Raw genomic sequence first — 17,125 nt, forward strand, 5'->3', positions numbered from 1 at the left:
TTGACTTCGTTAGAGAGATTTGTTGAGATCGACGCGACCCCGGTCACCGACGCGGACGGGATCATTGGCAGTGGCCAGTTCCTGGACTACCGCACCACAAACAGAGTTGCGGACTTCAGTAACAAGGACTTTCGCGATGGGCTTGTCTTCGCGGTAAATTTCAAAGGGCATACCCGGCTTGACCCCATCCTTAGCACCGATGGAGAGAACGGCGATGCCGAGTTCACTCTTCAGGCTGACGACGCGGGCGTTTTGCAGGTCACCCACAGCCTGACCGTTCTGACCACCACCGGCTTTGACAAGCGCGGCATCGGCAGTGGTAATGGCTTTGTTCAGACGGTCGGCGGCGGCAGGATCAGCGTTTTGAGCGCTTTTCATCAGGCCCATGCCCGATTCAGCCAGTTCAATCAGAGCGCTGGCGAGTTCGTCGCGCTGCTCTTTCATGATGCGCAGGTCGCTGAGGGCAGCGAGCAGGCGCTCCTGAGTTTGATCCTTGGAGTTTTCGAGTGCTCCAACGCCAAGACCTTCGAGGAGACCGCGCAGTTTTTCGTAGCGGTCTTTCAGCTCGTTGGTTTCAGCATTGGCGGCAGCGGCGCTCTGAGCCAGCGCGTCGTTCTTATCCTTGGCCGCAAGGATTTGAGCATCCTGGGCTTGGATCTTCGCGGCGGCGACTTGGAGCGAGATATGTAGTTCCTGATTTTCGAGCCTGTCATCCGCACGCAGGCTTGACACACCCACTGCAAGAAGCAGCGAGAGAGTGATCCAGGTGATGGAAGTGCGGAGTAACATGAAAAAGCTCGATGCTCAGGAATTACTTGGCGGCCTTGACGGTGACAGCACCGTGAGACTTGAACAGACGGGTCAGGGAGAACTCGCCGAGGCGGTGTCCGACCATGTTTTCAGTCACGTAGACAGAGACGAAGTCTTTGCCGTTATGAACCAGGAAGGTGTGGCCGACGAGGTCAGGAGTGACCATGGAGGAACGGGCCCAAGTCTTGATGGGGCGTTTCTGCTTGGCGTCGTTAAGCTTGTCCACCTTGTCGAGGAGGGCTTGCTGAACGAAGGGACCTTTTTTGAGGGAGCGTGCCATGTGAGTGCGTGAGTGAGGAATGGATTACTTCTTGGCGTGACGGCTCTGGATGATGAGCTTGTTGGTCGCCTTCTTCTTGTTGCGGGTCTTCTCACCCTTCGCGTGGCCCCATGGGCTGAGCAGGTGCTGACGACCACCACCGGACTTGGAACGACCTTCACCACCACCGTTAGGATGGTCGATCGGGTTCATACACATACCGCGGACTGTTGGGCGGGTGCCCTGCCAGCGGGTGCGGCCCGCCTTGGCGCTGACGACGTTCATGTGCTCGACGTTGCCGACCTGGCCAATCGTGGCGTAGCAGACAGAGAGGATCTTGCGGATTTCTCCGGAAGGCATGCGCACCAGGGCGAAGTCACCTTCACGGTTGGAGAGCACGGCGGCCTGACCTGCAGCACGGGCGACGACGCCGCCTTTGCCTGGGGAGAGTTCGATGTTGTGGATCGAAGTACCAAGAGGGATTTTGCTCAGCGGAAGAGCGTTGCCCACTTCAGGAGCGGCTTTTTCGCCGGCCATCACCGAAGCACCGACGCTGAGGGCGTTTGGAGCGAGGATGTAGGCGCGCTGGCCGTCCTTGTATTCGACGAGGGCGATGCGAGCGGAGCGATTCGGATCGTATTCGATGCCGACCACTTTGGCTGCTTCATCACGGCGGGACCGCTTGAAGTCGATGAGACGGTAACGCTTGTCGTGACCACCACCGATGTGACGGCAGGTGATACGGCCAGTGTTGTTACGGCCACCGGATTTACGGAGAGCCACGGTAAGGCTTTTCTCCGGAGAATGCTTGGTGATCTCCTCGAAGGAGTTCCACTCTTTGTAGCGATTGGTGGGCGTGGTTGGCTTGAATGTTTTCAGCGCCATGACGGTAGGATAAGTTAAAGGGTTGCGGGCCTGGGGTTACGCGAGGTCGAACTTTTCGCCAGCCTTGAGGCGGACGATCGCTTTCTTCCAGTGATTGGTGCGGCCGTAATCGGCGCGGCGCTCACGACGGGCCTTGCCGTCATAGTTCGCAGTGCGGACACCGGTGACTTTTTTGCCAAACAGCTTTTCGATGGCCTGTTTGATGTCGATCTTGGTGGCTTCGACGTCCACAGAGAACACGTACTCGTTGTTCTGTTCGCCCAGCAGCGTGGCTTTTTCGCTGAGACGGATGTTTTTGATGACTTTATGAAGGTCTTTCATGATCAGGCGGTCCTCTTGGCAAGGGTTTCAAGGGCGTCACCGGTCACCACAACGCTGCGATAGCGAAGGAGGTGTTCGGCATTCACTTCGTCAGCGGAGATAAGCTGAACGTTCTGGACATTGCGGCCGGCGCGGAAGGTGAGTTCATCAAAGCCTTTGCCGATGAGCAGCACATTCTTCGCGGTGGTCAGGCCATTGACGGCGGCGATGAAGCTCTTCGTCTTGCCATCAGCCACGGAAAAGCTGCCGGTGGTGAGCACTTCACCATCAAGGATGCGGGCGGTCAAAGCGGCACGCAGAGCGAGCTTCTTGGTTCCCTTGGTGGTTTTCTTGGCCCAGATCGTTGTGTTGCGTGGGCCGAAGACGACACCACCGCCACTCCAGATGGGGGAACGCTTGCTGCCCATACGAGCATTGCCGGTTCCCTTCTGGTTCCAGAGTTTCTTGCCGGAGCCGGAAACTTCAGAACGGTTCTTGGTGTGGGCATTGCCCTGACGACGGTTGGCGCGGTAGGCCACCAGCGTGTCGTTGAGAGCCTGAGAGCCTTTATAGCCCTCGGTCAGTTGAATGTTGGCCGCCTTGGCGGCGTCGGCTGAGAGAATGGTAGCGGACATGGTTCAGTTCCTCGTTATTACTTCTTGGCGACGGCTTTTTTGCCGGGGCGCACCACAACGATGCTGCCTTTGTTGCCGGGGAGTGCGCCTTTGATGAGCAGGATGCCTTCTTCAGGACGGCTTTGCACGACAACCAGATTCTGGGTGGTGCAGCGGGTGGTGCCGTCATGGCCAGGCATCTTCTGGTTCTTCCAGACGAGACCGGGAGTCAGACGGCAACCGATGGAACCAGGACGACGATGCATCATGTGACCATGCGAAGCTGGCTGACCGGCGAAGTTCCAGCGCTTCACAACGCCCTGGAAACCTTTGCCCTTGGTGTTGCCGATGACGTCAACCACCTGGCCGTTGCTGAAGATGCTCGCGTCGAGCTTGGCGTCAGCCGCTGGCAGTTGGTCGTCGCCAGTGAGGCGGAATTCCTTGACGATGCGCTTGGCAGTCGTGCAACCGTGCTTCTTGAAGTGGCCCAGCAGTGGTTTGGTCACGCGGGAATCCTTCAACTGGTCGCCATAGCCGACCTGCACTGCGCTGTACTTGTCTTTGCCATCGCTGCGCTTCACCTGAAGAATGGTGTTGCCGCTGACGTCAACCACTGTGACCGAGATTGCGTCGCCCTTGGCGTCGTAAACTTTGGTCATACCGAGTTTTTTACCGATCAATCCGAGACTCATGAGTGTGTCCTCCTGTTATTAAAGTGATGAGATCGAGTTAGATCTTGATGGTGATGTCCACGCCGGAAGGAAGGTTGAGCTTCTTGAGCTCGTCCACGGTGCGGGAGGTTGGGTCGACGATGTCCAGCAGACGCTTGTGTGTGCGGATTTCGAACTGGTCCATCGACTTCTTATCGACGTGCGGTGAGCGGTTCACGGTGAACTTCTCGATGCGGGTTGGCAGCGGGATGGGGCCTGCAACACGTGCGCCGGTGCGCTTCGCGGTTTCGACGATGTCGGCCGTGCTCTTGTCGAGCACGCGGTAGTCATAGGCGCGGAGGCGGATTCTGATGCGTTGATTAGTCATGACGATGGTCCTTAGGGTAGGGTTTCAGTGCGCGTGGGCCGTGTTACTTGGAGCCTCCACGCTGCTCGACGATCTGCTCAACAATCTGATGCGGGACCTGCTCGAAGTGAGAAGGCTGCATCGAGTAGCTGGCGCGTCCGGAAGAAAGAGTGCGGATGGCGGTGGAATAACCAAACATTTCAGCAAGAGGAACTTCAGCGCGCAGGATGGCGGTGGTGCCGCGGCTGTCCATGCCCTGAATCTTGCCACGACGGCGGTTCAAGTCACCCATGATGTCGCCCTGATAATCCTCTGGCGTGGAAGCTTCCACAGCCATGATCGGTTCAAGGAGAATGCACTTGGCTTTCTTGAGAGCGTCCTTGACGGCGAAGATGCCGGCCATCTTGAAGGCGTTTTCGTTGGAGTCCACTTCGTGGCTGGATCCATCGACAAGGTCGATGTGCATGTCGATCACCGGATAACCAGCGATGATGCCGTTGAGAGCTGCTTCGATGCAACCCGCCTTGGCTGGGTTGATGAATTCCTTTGGAATCGTTCCGCCGACCACTTTGTTTTCGACGACGATGCCCGAGCCCTTCTCACCAGGACGCACCTTGATGACGACGTGTCCGTATTGACCACGGCCACCGGACTGCTTGACCAGCTTGCCTTCGCCATCGGCAGGGATGGTGAGCGTTTCGCGGTAGGCGATCTGCGGCTTGCCAGTGGTGGTTTCCACTTTGTGCTCGCGCTTGAGGCGGTCGCAGAGAATTTCGAGGTGAAGCTCGCCCATGCCGGCGATGATGACCTGGCCGGTTTCTTCGTCGGTCTTGACGAAGAATGTTGGATCTTCTTCGGAGAGACGCTGAAGGGCGTTGCCCATCTTTTCCTGGTCGCCCTTGGTCTTTGGCTCGACGGCCATCGAGATCACGGGCTCTGGGAATGTTGGTGGCTCGAGCAGGATGTCGAGGTCTTCATCACAGAAGGTGTCGCCAGTGCGAACGTCCTTCACACCCACGAGGGCGGCGATGTCACCCGAGTAACAGGTATCGATGTCCTTATGAACGCTGGCCTGAATCTGAATCAGACGGCCCACGCGCTCAGACTTGCGGGTGCGGGGATTGTAGATCGTGTCGCCCTTGGAAACCTTGCCGGAATACACACGGAAGAACACGAGACGGCCAAACTTGTCGGACCAGAGCTTGAAGCCGAGGGCGCAGAACTTGCCATTGTCATCCGGCACTGCTTCAACCTTGGTTTCAGGATCGTCGACGAGCTGTCCGGTTTGCGGCTCAATGTCAAGCGGCCCTGGGAGATAATCGATGACGGCGTCGATCAGATACTGCACTCCCTTGTTCTTGAAGGCAGAACCACCGGCCATCGGGATGATCTTGTTGGCGATCACCGTGCGGCGAAGGGCTTCCTTGACTTCCTTGATCGTGATTGGCAGTTCCTCGAGGAACTTCATGCCCAGCTCTTCGTCCTGGTTGCAGATTTCTGCGACGAGGCCTTCATAAGCGTCTTTGGCCTTCTGAATTTCAGCGCCCTCAAGGTCACGCACCTTGTAGGAGGAGCCAAACTTTTCGTCATCGTTATAAATGATCGCCTTTTGGTTCACCACGTCAATCTGGCCGATGAGATTGTCTTCAGCACCGATTGGGATAAGGATCGGCCAAGCATTGGCACCGAGCTTCTTGCGAACGTCATCAACCACATTGTCGAAGTTGGCACCGGTGCGGTCCATCTTGTTCACGAAAGCGATACGGGGAACGCGATACTTTTCAGCCTGACGATAAACGGTTTCGGACTGAGGCTGCACGCCAGCCACACCGCAAAGCACGAAGATGGCGCCATCGAGCACACGAAGGGAGCGTTCCACTTCAGCGGTGAAGTCCACGTGTCCGGGGGTGTCGATGATGTTGACGCGAATGTCTTCCATCTCACGCAGCTTGAAGATGCCTTCTTCCTTGAGCTGCTTCCAGCGTGCCGTCACGGCAGCAGAGGTGATGGTGATACCACGCTCTTTTTCCTGTTCCATCCAGTCCGTGGTCGCAGCGCCGTCATGCACTTCGCCGATCTTGTGGATCATGCCGGTGTAGAACAGAATACGCTCAGTCAGGGTCGTCTTGCCCGCGTCAATGTGGGCACAGATCCCGATGTTGCGGGTGCGCTCAAGTGGGTATTCGCGGTTGGGGGAATTGGGGTTCGACATGGGTCGGAAAAACGAAAAGTGACGGAAAAAGTAAAGTGAAACGATTAGAAGCGGAAGTGGGCGAAGGCGCGGTTGGCCTGTGCCTGCTTGTGAACGTCGTCGCGCTTGCGGACGGCATTCCCCTGCCCCTGGGCGGCATCCTTCAGCTCATTGGCAAGAGCGCGGTGCATTGCCTGACCTTTACGGCCACGGGCAAAACCAACGATCCAGCGCATGGCCAGGGACTCCTGACGACGAGGAGAAACTTCGAGGGGCACCTGATAGGTGGCACCACCGACGCGGCGGGCTTTGACTTCCACGCGTGGCTTGGTGTTCTCAATGGCGCGATTGAAGAGCTCAAGAGGATCGACGCTGTCGGTCTTGTCGTTAAGCGCCTCGATGGCGGAATAAACGATGCGCTCGGCGAGCGACTTCTTGCCATCAAGCATGATGTTGCTGATGAGAGTTGCGACGAGTTCGCTGTCGTAGCGGCTGTCCTTGCGAACCTCTTTGTTATAAACGCGTTTTCTGCGGGCCATGGCGTGTGGAAATTAGGAGTGAAATCAGCGGAAATTATTTCTTCTTCGCGGCAGCGGCGGCAGCACCTGGCTTTGGACGCTTTGCACCGTACTTGGAACGGCCACGACGACGGGCATCAACACCAAGGCAGTCAAGGGTGCCGCGGACGATGTGATAACGCACACCGGGCAAATCCTTCACACGACCACCGCGAACCAGCACGATGCTGTGTTCCTGAAGATTGTGACCTTCACCACCGATGTAGGCGATGACTTCGTAGCCATTGGTCAGACGCACCTTGGCCACCTTACGCAAAGCGGAGTTGGGCTTTTTAGGTGTGCGGGTCATCACCTGAAGGCAGACGCCACGACGCTGCGGGCACTTTGCAAGCGCAGGAGACTTCGACTTTACCGCTTTATCTTTGCGGCCGTGTCTGACGAGTTGATTGATGGTGGGCATGGTGTGAAAGAGCTGTGAACCCTTGGCTTTGTTCGTAGCCAGTTTCGGGGGACAGCGCGCCATGCTCACAATGAGCATACGCAGACTTTTCCGGTTCTGGTTCCGATAATGAAGAGCCTCCGTGGAGGATCTTGATTTGCCGGTCTCGTTGAAGAGGCCGGGCCTTGGGGAGCGCGCATTCTGGCGAGTCCCCGGCATCCCGCAAGCTCTATTTCACACTTTTTGAAATAATTATTCACATTCGTGCGGTCAGCGATAGCGCTTTTGTGAACAACCGGCATCGAATTCAGCTGAATACGCGCAACTTCCATGCTGGAAAGCACACTCTTACTGCCGCGTCACCTGCAGCCGCATGAAACGGCGTGGTGCATCTTTCATGCTCACTACATCCTTCACTTCGACGTCCATGGGTTGCGGAGGTGTGGGCGCCCCCAATGGCAAGATAATAAAAAGGCCCGAAGGTGTTTCACCAACAAACCCCGGCCCGCTGGTCACAGCACCACCAACGCTGGAGGCCAGTGTCGTCCATGGTCCGGCAACGTTGTCCGCCGCCTGCACTTCGTACGTGACATCCGTCTTCGCGGAATCACGAGTGAAGGTGAAACTGAGACGCCGATCACCCGAATAATCCTTCAGTATCGGCTGCGGCGGCACACCCGCTCTGGCAGGATCCATGTTAAGTGCGTACTTGAGCAAATTAGGGACGCCGTCTCCGGCCGGGCAGGCAAGGTCTGCCGCACTGCCAGCATCTTGCACCGTGCTAAACTTTTGCTGCCGCCACGCCTGCACAGGCGAGACGGTGGTAAAGCTGGCATCACCGCCGTAGTAGCTGTTACCATACCCATCCGTGAGCTTCATGCGAAAGTGATAGCTGGTCAGGGGCTGCAGGGAGTAGGCGGTGGCCGAGCCGCTGCTGGACGTATTTATCCCGCCTATATTAATGCCACCACCTCCAAGAATCAATCCTCCACCTGTGCCACCTAAGCCACCAGTGACTACAACGCCCGTCGTGGCTGTCAGTCCATAGGCTGTCGTCTCGCCATATTCGAACGTGACTGTGTAAAAGCCGTTCTGCCTGTTGTAGGTGCCATTGAAGTTCGCGGATGTGGCATACACAGCGGTGACGGTAGTGGCAGTAACCGTAGGCGGAGACAAGGTGGTGAAGGTCATGTCCTGTCCGGTGCTCGTCCCCTCACCGTTGGTCACAAGGACACGGTAGTGGTAGGCCGTATTCGGCGTCAGCCCCAGCAGGGCGTAAGTCGTCGTGGCTGCCGTGCTCGTATCGAAGGCGGCTGGGACGGTGTATTGGCTGCCGTAAGCGGTGGTGCTGCCGTATTCGAAAACAACCGTGGCCGGTGAACTTCCGGTTTCGAAGAGCGCATTCAAGGTCGCTCCTGTTGGCGCGAGCCCTGTTGCGCTCTGCGTCGTGGCCGTAGGAGGCGTTGAAGGTGCTCCCGTGGTGAAGGTTTGATCTGGCCCGTAGTAGATGTCAAAAGTCATGACCGAACTGCCAACGAAAACGATTTCCTGCGCCCGTACACGGTAGTGGTAGGCGGTGTTCGGCAGCAGGTGGCCGGCCGTGGCGGCAAAGGCGGTGGTGGGGGCCGTGGCACTGAGGACATTGCTCATTGCCGTCGGATTGAAAAGCGTGCCGTAGCTCGTCGTCGTTCCGAGTTCAAAAGCCACAATATAGCTTGAGCCTCCGTTCGCATTGGTGGAGGCGTTCAAGACAGCGGAGACATCCGTCACGCTCATGGCTGCCGTAGTGATCAACGTAGGCGCGCTCGGCGTGGTGAACGAAGCCGGGGCGCTGTAAGTGGTCCCCTCCCCGTTCGTGGCACCACAGCGGCAGGTGTAGCTGGTGCCGGGCAAAAGCTGGGTCAGTGTGAATGCGGCCGGACTTGTGGTGCTCACGGCCAGCGTGGAGGGATTTGCCGGCACCGTTTGCGGACTCCCCCCGGCGGCCTGGTATTCCCAGAAGATTTGGGCATCCGAGCTGCCTGCACTGATGCTGGACACACTGATCAAGGCTCTTGTGGTGGTGACGCGCACGACCGCAGCATCACTCACGCTGGGCAGGGTGCTGGCGGCAGCTGTTGTGAAGACCACGTCAGGCCCGGAGTAGTCCACTCCCGCGCCAAACGAATAATGAACCCGGGCCCGATAATGGTAGGTCGTGGCAGGCAGCAGGCCGGTGGCGTTCGCACTGAACGTTCCTGCGGCGGCAAGACTTCCCGGCGTGGCATTCAGCGTGGTGCCGTATGCCGTGGAGGTTCCGAAATCAAAACTCAGCGTGGCCGTTGTGCTGGGCCCATTGGGATCGTAACTCGAATTGAGCACTGCGGAGAGATCCGTCACACCCGTGGCCGCTGCGGCGGCCAACGTAGGCAGCGCGCCTGTGGTTATGGTGGCGTCCGCCGAGGAAGCCGAGCCTTCGCCATTGGTCAGAACACAGCGCACATGATACGTGGTGGAAGGACTCAATCCGGTGAGGTCCACATACGTCGCGATGCCAGAGTAGTTCGTTGGCAGAGGATCCGGGGCGGTAATGGAGCTTCCGTAAGAATCCGTGAGCCCATACTGGAAGACAACCGTGGCCGGTGAACTCCCTGAAGAAACAGGTTCGCAGCCCAGCCGCAACGTCGTGCCTCCGCCACTTGAGGAGGTGATCACTCCCGCAGTCGGCGGAGTGGCCGCAGGCCCAGTGGTGAAAGTCTGGTCCGCTCCATGGTAAGTATAGATGGGAGTGGTGTAAATATAACGTGGTTCCAAGTAGTAAGCGGCCTTTACGCGGTAATGGTAGGTGGTGGCGGGCCGCAAAAAATCCACCCGCGCGCTCACGGGTGCGGCGCTCGTGTTGCTCATTTTATACGAGGCAGGTATTTCATTCGTGTAGGATGACACGCCGCATTCAAAGGAGATGTCCAAAGCCATGCCATTCGTCATTGCGGTAGCATTCAGCGTCGCACCGAGATCAGTCACTGACGTCGCTGCAGTCGTAACCACCACGGGACCGACAGGTGTGGTAAAAGCGCTGTCGGCACTGTAAACCACCCCTTGGTCGCTCACTGCCTTCGCGCGGAAATAATACGTTGTGCCAGGGGTTAAGCCCGTGACTAACGCACCCGCGGCGTTGCTGACGGTCGTATTCGGCGCCACCTGATTAGGACTCACCACTTCGGAGCCGTAGCTCGTTGTCAGGCCATATTCATAGGAGACCGTGACCCGGGAAATACCGGCCGTGATCGAAGTCATGTAGAAAGCCACCTGGGTGGGATCGGCAACGGACACACTGCCTATCGCCGCGCCCATCGAGGCTGGCAGAGTCGCCAGCGTGGTGACTGTCATATCATTGCCAAAATAGGTGCTCCCACCGTCCAGCGTGCTGGCGACGATGCGATAGTGATAGGTCGTGCTGGGGCTCAGGCTCGAAGGGTGAAAGCCGCAGTTCTGCGCGCCTGTCCCGTTAAAGTAAGATGAGGCCGGGGTCACCGATCCATAACTCGCCGTCGTTCCATACTCCGCCCTCACTTCAAATATATCTCCCTTGGGGTCGATAGTGCCGTTGAAGGAGGCATCTACATTCGTCACTCCGGTGGCCGCCGTGGTTGTGATCACCGGTGTTGCGCCCCATGAAGTCATGGCGGCCGCCAGAAACAACCCGAAGCACAAAGCCATCGGGGGCGGACGCTGAAATAATCGTAGGAAATGCATGAGCATGCAGGCGGAAGAAATGCAAAATTATCTGAGTCTCGCCTTTTTTCAATCCCACAAAAAATTTCAGATTCAATCAGGGACACGCCTGCCGGCTGCGCATTTGCTTCCCCCCGCACTTAGCGCCACACTACCACTCCATGCGCCTTCTTTTCTGCATCTTGTTCCTCGTGGCCACCCTCATGCCCGCCCAGCAGCCCGCTGCCGTCGAACGCAAGCTCGAATCCCTCCTGCTCATGCCTGAGCCCAAGGCCATGCGTGGCGCCTATTCCATCACCCTGCCGAATTCGCAGCAAACGGTGCTTACCTGCTACAGAGAGAGCACCAACGCCGTCAGCGGCGTTGAACCACATTCTGTGGATACCTTCACGAAGCTCGGTCTCAGCGTCGAATCTTTCACTGCTCGCGCCAAAGTCGCCGCAGACAAACGGCTGCTTCAACTCAAGCCCGAACTCATCAAGGGTGACGACGGCAGGATCGCCTACGCAGTCTATCGCGGTGATTCCTCGCTGTATGCCACACTGCTCATCGCCCCCTCACTGCCTAAGATTTTTGCGGAACTGTTTGGCCCTGAAATCTGGGTGGTCACGCCGGACCGCCACTCTCTTTATATCTTCCCGGCCAAGGCGGAACTGCTCGATGAATTTGCCGCCGATCTCGCCGAGCGCTACACCAGTGACCCCTTCGCCGCGAGTTGTGAAATCTTCGCGATCAAGGCCGGCGCGGACCCGAAAGTAATCGCTACTTTCACAGGAGAGGCGCCTTAGCCGATCCACTGCGGGCCGGCATGACCTGCAGCAAAGCGGTCCACATCCACCGCTTTACCCTTCCACAGCCTTCTTTATTCTACAATTGAACAGCCGGCTCAGTCCGCTGTTCCATATCGGCATGTGTGTCCATTTTCGACATTCCATGCCGAACGCCTTATGATGAGAGAAGCCGAAGTGGTCGCGGCTACGCGCAAATATTTGGAGAGACATTTCCCTCTCGTCTGCCCCCTATGCCAGCACCGCTATCCCACCCTGAGGGAATACCTGCTGAATACCGAACACCAAGGAGATGCCATTCCCTTCGATGCAGAATTGGGTATCTGGAGGCCACGGCACCCCATAGGAACTGTGACTCTGGCCAACTGCCGCTGCGGTAATACTCTTGGCCTAAGTTCCGAGGGCGCGCCGCTCATCCAACTCTGGCGTTTGCTAGACTGGGCCAGAATCGAGACCCAAAAACGCCAGCAGACGCCACGTGAGCTGCTCAATTATTTGCGCGAGGTGATTTGCACCCAAGTGCTCTCAGAATCCTCGCCAGAACGGTGACTGGTTTTAGGGGCCGTCAAACACCACATTGTCGTCAGCCGCCTCCTTAGCCGCGCCCTTCTTGTGCTCCAGCCCCTCCGCACGCCGACGGCGGGCTTCCGCAAAGAACTCCTTGAGGATGCGCACACAGTCGTCATTGAGAACACCGGGGGTGATCTCGGTGCGGTGATTCAGATTCGGTGCCTGCAGGAGGTTCCAGAAGCCCCCCGCAGCACCGCCTTTGACATCGGGACAACCGAAGATCACGCGGCGCACACGGCAGTGCATGATGGCCCCGGCGCACATGGGACAGGGCTCCTTGGTGACGTACAGATCGCAATCCGTGAGCCGCCAGTCGCCCAGAGCACTCTCCGCCTGGGTGAGTGCCAGCATTTCGGCGTGGGCCGTGGCATCCTTGAGCGTCTCCACCTGATTCCAGGCACGGCCAATGACGCTGCCTTGATGTACGATCACGGCCCCGATGGGTACTTCGTCCTGCTTGGCAGCCTTGCGCGCCTGGCGCAGCGCATCGCGCATGTAGTACTCGTCGTCGAAGGGATTGATGATCAGGGGGTCGGTCACCGCGTTTTATAAACGCAGTCCGCATCAACTCAAACCTTGAACTTTAAACCCTGAACCTTATCTCAAGGCATGAATCACACGACGAACCTCATCCTCCCTTCCCTGCTGGCCTCCGACTGGTCAAAGATCGACGTTGAAGTCAAACGTGCCGCCAATGCCGGGGCGCAATGGCTGCATCTGGATGTGATGGACGGGAACTTCGTGGACAACATTTCCTTCGGCCCGCAAATGGTGCAGGTGGTGCGCAAATGCACGGACATGTATCTGGACGTGCACCTCATGATCCACCGCCCGGATCATTATCTGGAGCGTTTCATCAAGGCCGGAGCGCAGAACATCACGATCCACGTCGAGGCAAACTACGACACCAGTGTGCTGGAGACCCTGAAGCGCATCCGCGCGGCCGGCTTGCACTGCGGCATCGCGCTGCACCCCAGCACGCCGTTTGAAGCCGCGCTGCCATTTGTCCACGATATTGACCTGCTGCTGGTCATGACGGTGGTGCCCGGATTCGGCGGGCAGCCCTTCATGGAGAAGGAAACGATGCCAAAACTGGCTGCGGCACGTGACTACCGCGACGCAAACGGATTAAAATTTCACCTCGAAGTGGATGGCGGCATTTACACGAACACGGCCCCCATTGCGAAACAGCACGGCGCCAACCTCTTCGTCTGCGGCACCTCGTCTTTCGGCCCGCCGGACATGAACCAGTCGATGCGCGATCTCGCAGCCTCCGTGGCATAAAAGAAAAAGGGCAGGAAATGAATCCTGCCCTTCGTGGGGATCTTGGAGTTATTCAGCCGCTGGTGGCGGTGGCGCCTCAGCCTGCACTGGTGGCGGAGCCTCGGCTGCGTGGTCCGTTTCCGCGTGATGGCCGTCGACATGATCATCGTGATGATCGTCATGCTCATCGTGCTTGTCCTCGCGCGGATCATGTCCCTCGTGGTGAATGATGTCCTTATGTTCAGTGACACCTTTGAGGTGGGTCTTGAACTTACGCTGGCGCTGACGCTCCGGCAACGGACTGAGCTGCATGTTGATGTTACGGCCCGCCATGCGCGGATCCTGATCGACGTGGCCCATGGTGAGCAGGTCGGCCTTGATCTTTTTGGCAAGCAAGTGGCCGAGCTCCTGATGCGCCATCTGGCGACCACGGAACTGCAGCTGGATGCGCACCTTGTGGCCTTCCGCGAGGAAGTCTTCCGCATGCGTGATCTTGATCAGGTAATCATGAGGATCGATGCCGATGCGGAATTTCATTTCCTTCACCTTGCCGCCCTTCTGATGCTTGTGGGCCTCCTTCTTGTGCTTCTCCTGGATGTACTTGTACTTGCCGTAATTGACAATTTTGCACACGGGCGGATCGGCGTTCGGAGCCACTTCCACCAGGTCCAGCCCACGTTCTTTGGCGATGCGGATGGCCTGCGAAGTCGGGATGACGCCAAGCTGATGATGACCATCTTCTTCGACGACGCGCACCTTCGGCGCACGAATGCGCTCGTTGACACGGGTTTGATCTACAAAACGACCGTTGGGTCGGTCACGACCGCCTGGACGATTGCCACCACCACCGGGACGAAACGCTCCACTGGAACCTTGATAGCCCCCTGCTGGACGGGCCGGTCCTGCAGGCCGTGGTGCTCCCAAGGCTGGTCCGGCGGGTCCTGTGGGACGCGCTCCGGGAACAGGAGCTGAATTAGCGGGGCCGGCCGGACCCGCAGGCCTCGGTGGGCCGCCTGTGCCTTGGTTTTGCTGGGGACGTGGCGCAAAATTGCCGCCGCTCAACTGCTGGAATGGATTGCTTATAGGATACCTCCGGGTGTGTTCGAAACTCCAGGCCGCCTTGTGGCAGGCACCTGGAAAATTGGTGGGGAAAGGCGCGCTGAAAACATCATATCAGCACGGACTCGATTCCGACATGCACGCGCCTGCTCCTGCCCGATCATGCGGGGTGTGTGGACGCGACAAAGAAAAAATCATGCGGAGAAAGTCAGAAGAAAAAGCGCTTTCATTAGAAAGCCGCTGGCGGAGCCGTGGACTCAAACGCTGGACATAAGTAACGACTTTCAAGAGATTCAGCAAGCCGATTTATTTTCCTACGTCAAATCTCAGGGAATCACTGATAAAAGCAAGGCTTGGAAAAAAGCGCTTTTCCCAACTCCGACCCGCCGCCCTCCTCCGTACAGAGGGGATGGCAGCAGGAAATCAACGACGCAGCGTCTCAGTAGAGCGCCCACCAGCTGGTTGTTTCGTTCTCCATCAGTGGTCTTTCCCACACACCCTGCAGGCAAAGCGGTTTCCACCACCAGGAATTTCGTAGCTTTTCCCACCGCAGAACGGGCAGCTCACCGCCACGCAGTTCCTCACAAACCGGCGCGTGATCATTCCCACCAACAGCCCTCCCACCAGCATCGTCACCAGCGGGGAGATGTGATGGCGCTCCAGCCAGCTCCAGAGGAGCAAAATGAACCCGCAAAAGACTCCACCAGCGACGACAGGGCCAAAAAAGCTGAGAACAAAATGGCGCGAGGAACTCATGCGACCCCGTACTATGTCACTCCATCACGGCTTTCTGCAAGCCTGCACGCATGACTTCCAGCGGGGCCGGGCGGTCAAACCAGTGCTCAAAAGAGATCGCCCCCTGATGCAGCAGCAGCGTCAGGCCATCCACGGTGCGGGCCCCAGCCTGCCTGGCATCCGCCAGCAATGGGGTCTCCCCACCTGCACGATAAACCATGTCAAAGACGAGGTGCCGTGCCTGCAGCGCATCCGCTGGCAGCAGCTTAGAGTCGTTAGGCTTCATACCTAGTGATGTTGCATTCACAATCAGGTCGGTGTTTGCCAGCGCGTCTCTTAAATCATCATCATCCCACGGCACCACGCTCACATCAGGACAGCCACCCAGCGCCTGAATCTCGCTGGCCACGGTTTCAGCCTTGGCCTGGGAACGATTCACGAGCTGCAGTTTCTGGCATCCGCTGAGGGCACTTTGCACCGCCACTGCACGCCCTGCGCCACCGCCTGCACCGAGGATCAGCACCCGCAGATCTTTCACGTCCGCGCCAAACGCCTCCTTCACGCTGCGCAAAAAGCCGGGGCCGTCGCTGTTGTAGCCATGCAGTTTGCCATCGCGGATCGCCAGTGTGTTCACCGCACCGAGCTGACGAGCCAGGGGATCGAGCTCATCCACCGCGTCCAAGGCTTCAAACTTGTGCGGGATGGTGATGTTGACGCCGAGAAAGCCGCATTTGGCAAACTGCCGAAACGCCTCGGTCACTCGGCCCACCGGCACCTGCACACGAATGTACTGCGCGTCGATACCACAGGCTTGCAGCGCCGGATTGTGCATCTGCGGACTGCGCGAGTGCCCGATCGGATCACCGATCACCGCCAGCCGCGCCGGCGGCGTGAAGCGCCCGGCCACCGCATTCCAGCCCATCAAATCTTCGAATGATAAAAAATCTCCCACACTCCAGACATGCCGCAGAACCACCGGCTGTCAAAGCTGCCCGCAATTTTCCCACTCGACATCCCGTTCCATCCGCGCTGCAATCAGCACTCTCGTTACAACCACTCACCAACCCCATGCGACTCTTTTTCCCTCTCTTCACCCTCGCCGTATCTGCGGCCCTCTTTCTCGCCCAGGCCGCCGACACCGCCGTCAAACCTCTGCGCGTCCTCATCGTCGCCGGCGGCTGCTGCCATGAGTATGACAAGCAGCACCTCGTGCTCAAAGAAGGCATCGAGTCCCGCATCAACGCCATCGTCGATGTCGCCTACAACCCCGACAAGACCACCAAGGCCACCTTTGAAATCTACAAGGCCAAGGACTGGGCCAAAGACTTCGATGTCATCATTCACGACGAATGCAGCGCCGATGTGACGGATCCCGCCTACGTCGCCGCCATTCTCGATGCCCACAAGGCCGGCAAGCCCGCCATCAATCTCCACTGCGCCATGCACAGCTACCGCTGGGGCAATTTCCGCGAACCCGTGAAAGCCGGTGCCGACAACTCGGGCTGGTATGAAATGATCGGTCTGCAATCGACTGGCCACGGCCCGCAGCAGCCCATTGCCATCACCTTCACCGACAAAACCCACCCAATCACCCAGGGCCTCGAAAACTGGACCACCATCAACGAAGAGCTCTACAACAACATCCAGGTCCTCACCGGCAAGCCGCTGGCCACGGGTGTGCAGATCGTCCCGCCAAAGGCCAAGAAGGGCGAAACCCTGCCACCTGACGCCAAAGCCACCGAAGCCACCAGCGTCGTCGCCTGGACCAACGAATACGGCCCGAACAAAACCAAAATCTTCTCCACTACCATCGGCCACAACACCGCCACCGTCGGTGATGCCCGTTACCTCGACCTGATCACCCGCGGCATCCTCTGGACTACCGGCCACATCAACGAGAACGGCAAGGCGGAGCCTGGATACGGCAAATAAGCCCTGTTTTCGCTCAACTTCACGAATGCCC

General features: G+C 58.1%; 17 protein-coding genes. 3 read left to right on the plus strand and 14 right to left on the minus strand.

The window, feature by feature from the left end:
• Positions 1 to 9: 9 nt before the first annotated feature.
• The 11 genes from AC3RLQ_RS10240 to AC3RLQ_RS10290 form a co-directional block, all read right to left on the minus strand.
• The gene (locus tag AC3RLQ_RS10240; protein WP_493036738.1) at positions 10 to 789 is read right to left on the minus strand and encodes a hypothetical protein; all 780 of its coding nucleotides are present in this window, start codon (positions 787 to 789) and stop codon (positions 10 to 12) included.
• Positions 790 to 811: 22 nt separating this feature from the next.
• On the minus strand, positions 812 to 1,090 hold the full coding sequence (gene rpsS / locus AC3RLQ_RS10245; RefSeq protein ID WP_294398970.1) for a 30S ribosomal protein S19: 279 nt from the start codon (positions 1,088 to 1,090) through the stop codon (positions 812 to 814).
• Positions 1,091 to 1,114: 24 nt separating this feature from the next.
• Positions 1,115 to 1,954 (minus strand): 50S ribosomal protein L2, encoded by an 840-nt coding sequence (gene rplB / locus AC3RLQ_RS10250; RefSeq protein WP_397384258.1) that lies wholly within the window; start codon positions 1,952 to 1,954, stop codon positions 1,115 to 1,117.
• A gap of 36 nt (positions 1,955 to 1,990) precedes the next feature.
• Positions 1,991 to 2,275: a 50S ribosomal protein L23 gene (gene rplW, locus AC3RLQ_RS10255; protein ID WP_294398963.1), complete on the minus strand. Its 285-nt coding sequence runs from the start codon at positions 2,273 to 2,275 to the stop codon at positions 1,991 to 1,993.
• 2 nt (positions 2,276 to 2,277) lie between these two features.
• Positions 2,278 to 2,889 (minus strand): 50S ribosomal protein L4, encoded by a 612-nt coding sequence (gene rplD, locus AC3RLQ_RS10260; protein ID WP_461526817.1) that lies wholly within the window; start codon positions 2,887 to 2,889, stop codon positions 2,278 to 2,280.
• A gap of 17 nt (positions 2,890 to 2,906) precedes the next feature.
• Positions 2,907 to 3,560 (minus strand): 50S ribosomal protein L3, encoded by a 654-nt coding sequence (gene rplC / locus AC3RLQ_RS10265; protein WP_422318261.1) that lies wholly within the window; start codon positions 3,558 to 3,560, stop codon positions 2,907 to 2,909.
• Positions 3,561 to 3,597: 37 nt separating this feature from the next.
• Positions 3,598 to 3,906 (minus strand): 30S ribosomal protein S10, encoded by a 309-nt coding sequence (rpsJ, locus tag AC3RLQ_RS10270; RefSeq protein ID WP_294398955.1) that lies wholly within the window; start codon positions 3,904 to 3,906, stop codon positions 3,598 to 3,600.
• Between the two features lie 43 nt (positions 3,907 to 3,949).
• Positions 3,950 to 6,097 carry an elongation factor G gene (fusA, locus tag AC3RLQ_RS10275; RefSeq protein ID WP_493036742.1) on the minus strand — a complete coding sequence of 716 codons (2,148 nt, stop codon included), beginning with the start codon at positions 6,095 to 6,097 and terminating at the stop codon, positions 3,950 to 3,952.
• A gap of 44 nt (positions 6,098 to 6,141) precedes the next feature.
• Complete coding sequence (gene rpsG, locus AC3RLQ_RS10280) at positions 6,142 to 6,615, minus strand: 30S ribosomal protein S7 (RefSeq protein ID WP_397384262.1); 474 nt, start codon at positions 6,613 to 6,615, stop codon at positions 6,142 to 6,144.
• 34 nt (positions 6,616 to 6,649) lie between these two features.
• Positions 6,650 to 7,054 (minus strand): 30S ribosomal protein S12, encoded by a 405-nt coding sequence (gene rpsL / locus AC3RLQ_RS10285; protein WP_397384263.1) that lies wholly within the window; start codon positions 7,052 to 7,054, stop codon positions 6,650 to 6,652.
• A 327-nt stretch (positions 7,055 to 7,381) separates the two neighbouring features.
• Entirely contained in the window at positions 7,382 to 10,732 is a 3,351-nt protein-coding gene (locus AC3RLQ_RS10290; RefSeq protein ID WP_493036745.1) for a hypothetical protein, read from the minus strand.
• A gap of 176 nt (positions 10,733 to 10,908) precedes the next feature.
• Between AC3RLQ_RS10290 and AC3RLQ_RS10295 the strand changes: the two genes are divergently transcribed.
• On the plus strand, positions 10,909 to 11,535 hold the full coding sequence (locus AC3RLQ_RS10295; RefSeq protein ID WP_493036747.1) for a hypothetical protein: 627 nt from the start codon (positions 10,909 to 10,911) through the stop codon (positions 11,533 to 11,535).
• 555 nt (positions 11,536 to 12,090) lie between these two features.
• Here AC3RLQ_RS10295 and tadA read toward each other — a convergent pair.
• Positions 12,091 to 12,645, minus strand: coding sequence for a tRNA adenosine(34) deaminase TadA (gene tadA, locus AC3RLQ_RS10300; protein WP_493036749.1), 555 nt, complete (start codon positions 12,643 to 12,645; stop codon positions 12,091 to 12,093).
• A gap of 69 nt (positions 12,646 to 12,714) precedes the next feature.
• On the opposite strand from tadA, the gene rpe reads away from it, so the two are divergent.
• On the plus strand, positions 12,715 to 13,389 hold the full coding sequence (rpe, locus tag AC3RLQ_RS10305; protein ID WP_493036751.1) for a ribulose-phosphate 3-epimerase: 675 nt from the start codon (positions 12,715 to 12,717) through the stop codon (positions 13,387 to 13,389).
• A gap of 48 nt (positions 13,390 to 13,437) precedes the next feature.
• Here the strand turns inward: rpe and infC are convergent, their stop codons facing one another.
• Both infC and aroE read right to left on the minus strand, forming a co-directional pair.
• Entirely contained in the window at positions 13,438 to 14,292 is an 855-nt protein-coding gene (gene infC / locus AC3RLQ_RS10310) for a translation initiation factor IF-3 (RefSeq protein ID WP_493036753.1), read from the minus strand.
• Between the two features lie 907 nt (positions 14,293 to 15,199).
• Positions 15,200 to 16,084, minus strand: coding sequence for a shikimate dehydrogenase (gene aroE / locus AC3RLQ_RS10315; RefSeq protein WP_493038842.1), 885 nt, complete (start codon positions 16,082 to 16,084; stop codon positions 15,200 to 15,202).
• Between the two features lie 146 nt (positions 16,085 to 16,230).
• Between aroE and AC3RLQ_RS10320 the strand changes: the two genes are divergently transcribed.
• Positions 16,231 to 17,094, plus strand: coding sequence for a ThuA domain-containing protein (locus AC3RLQ_RS10320; protein ID WP_493036755.1), 864 nt, complete (start codon positions 16,231 to 16,233; stop codon positions 17,092 to 17,094).
• The last annotated feature ends 31 nt before the right edge of the window (positions 17,095 to 17,125 follow it).

This window comes from Prosthecobacter sp. GW821-HT29F12 (genome assembly GCF_058803405.1).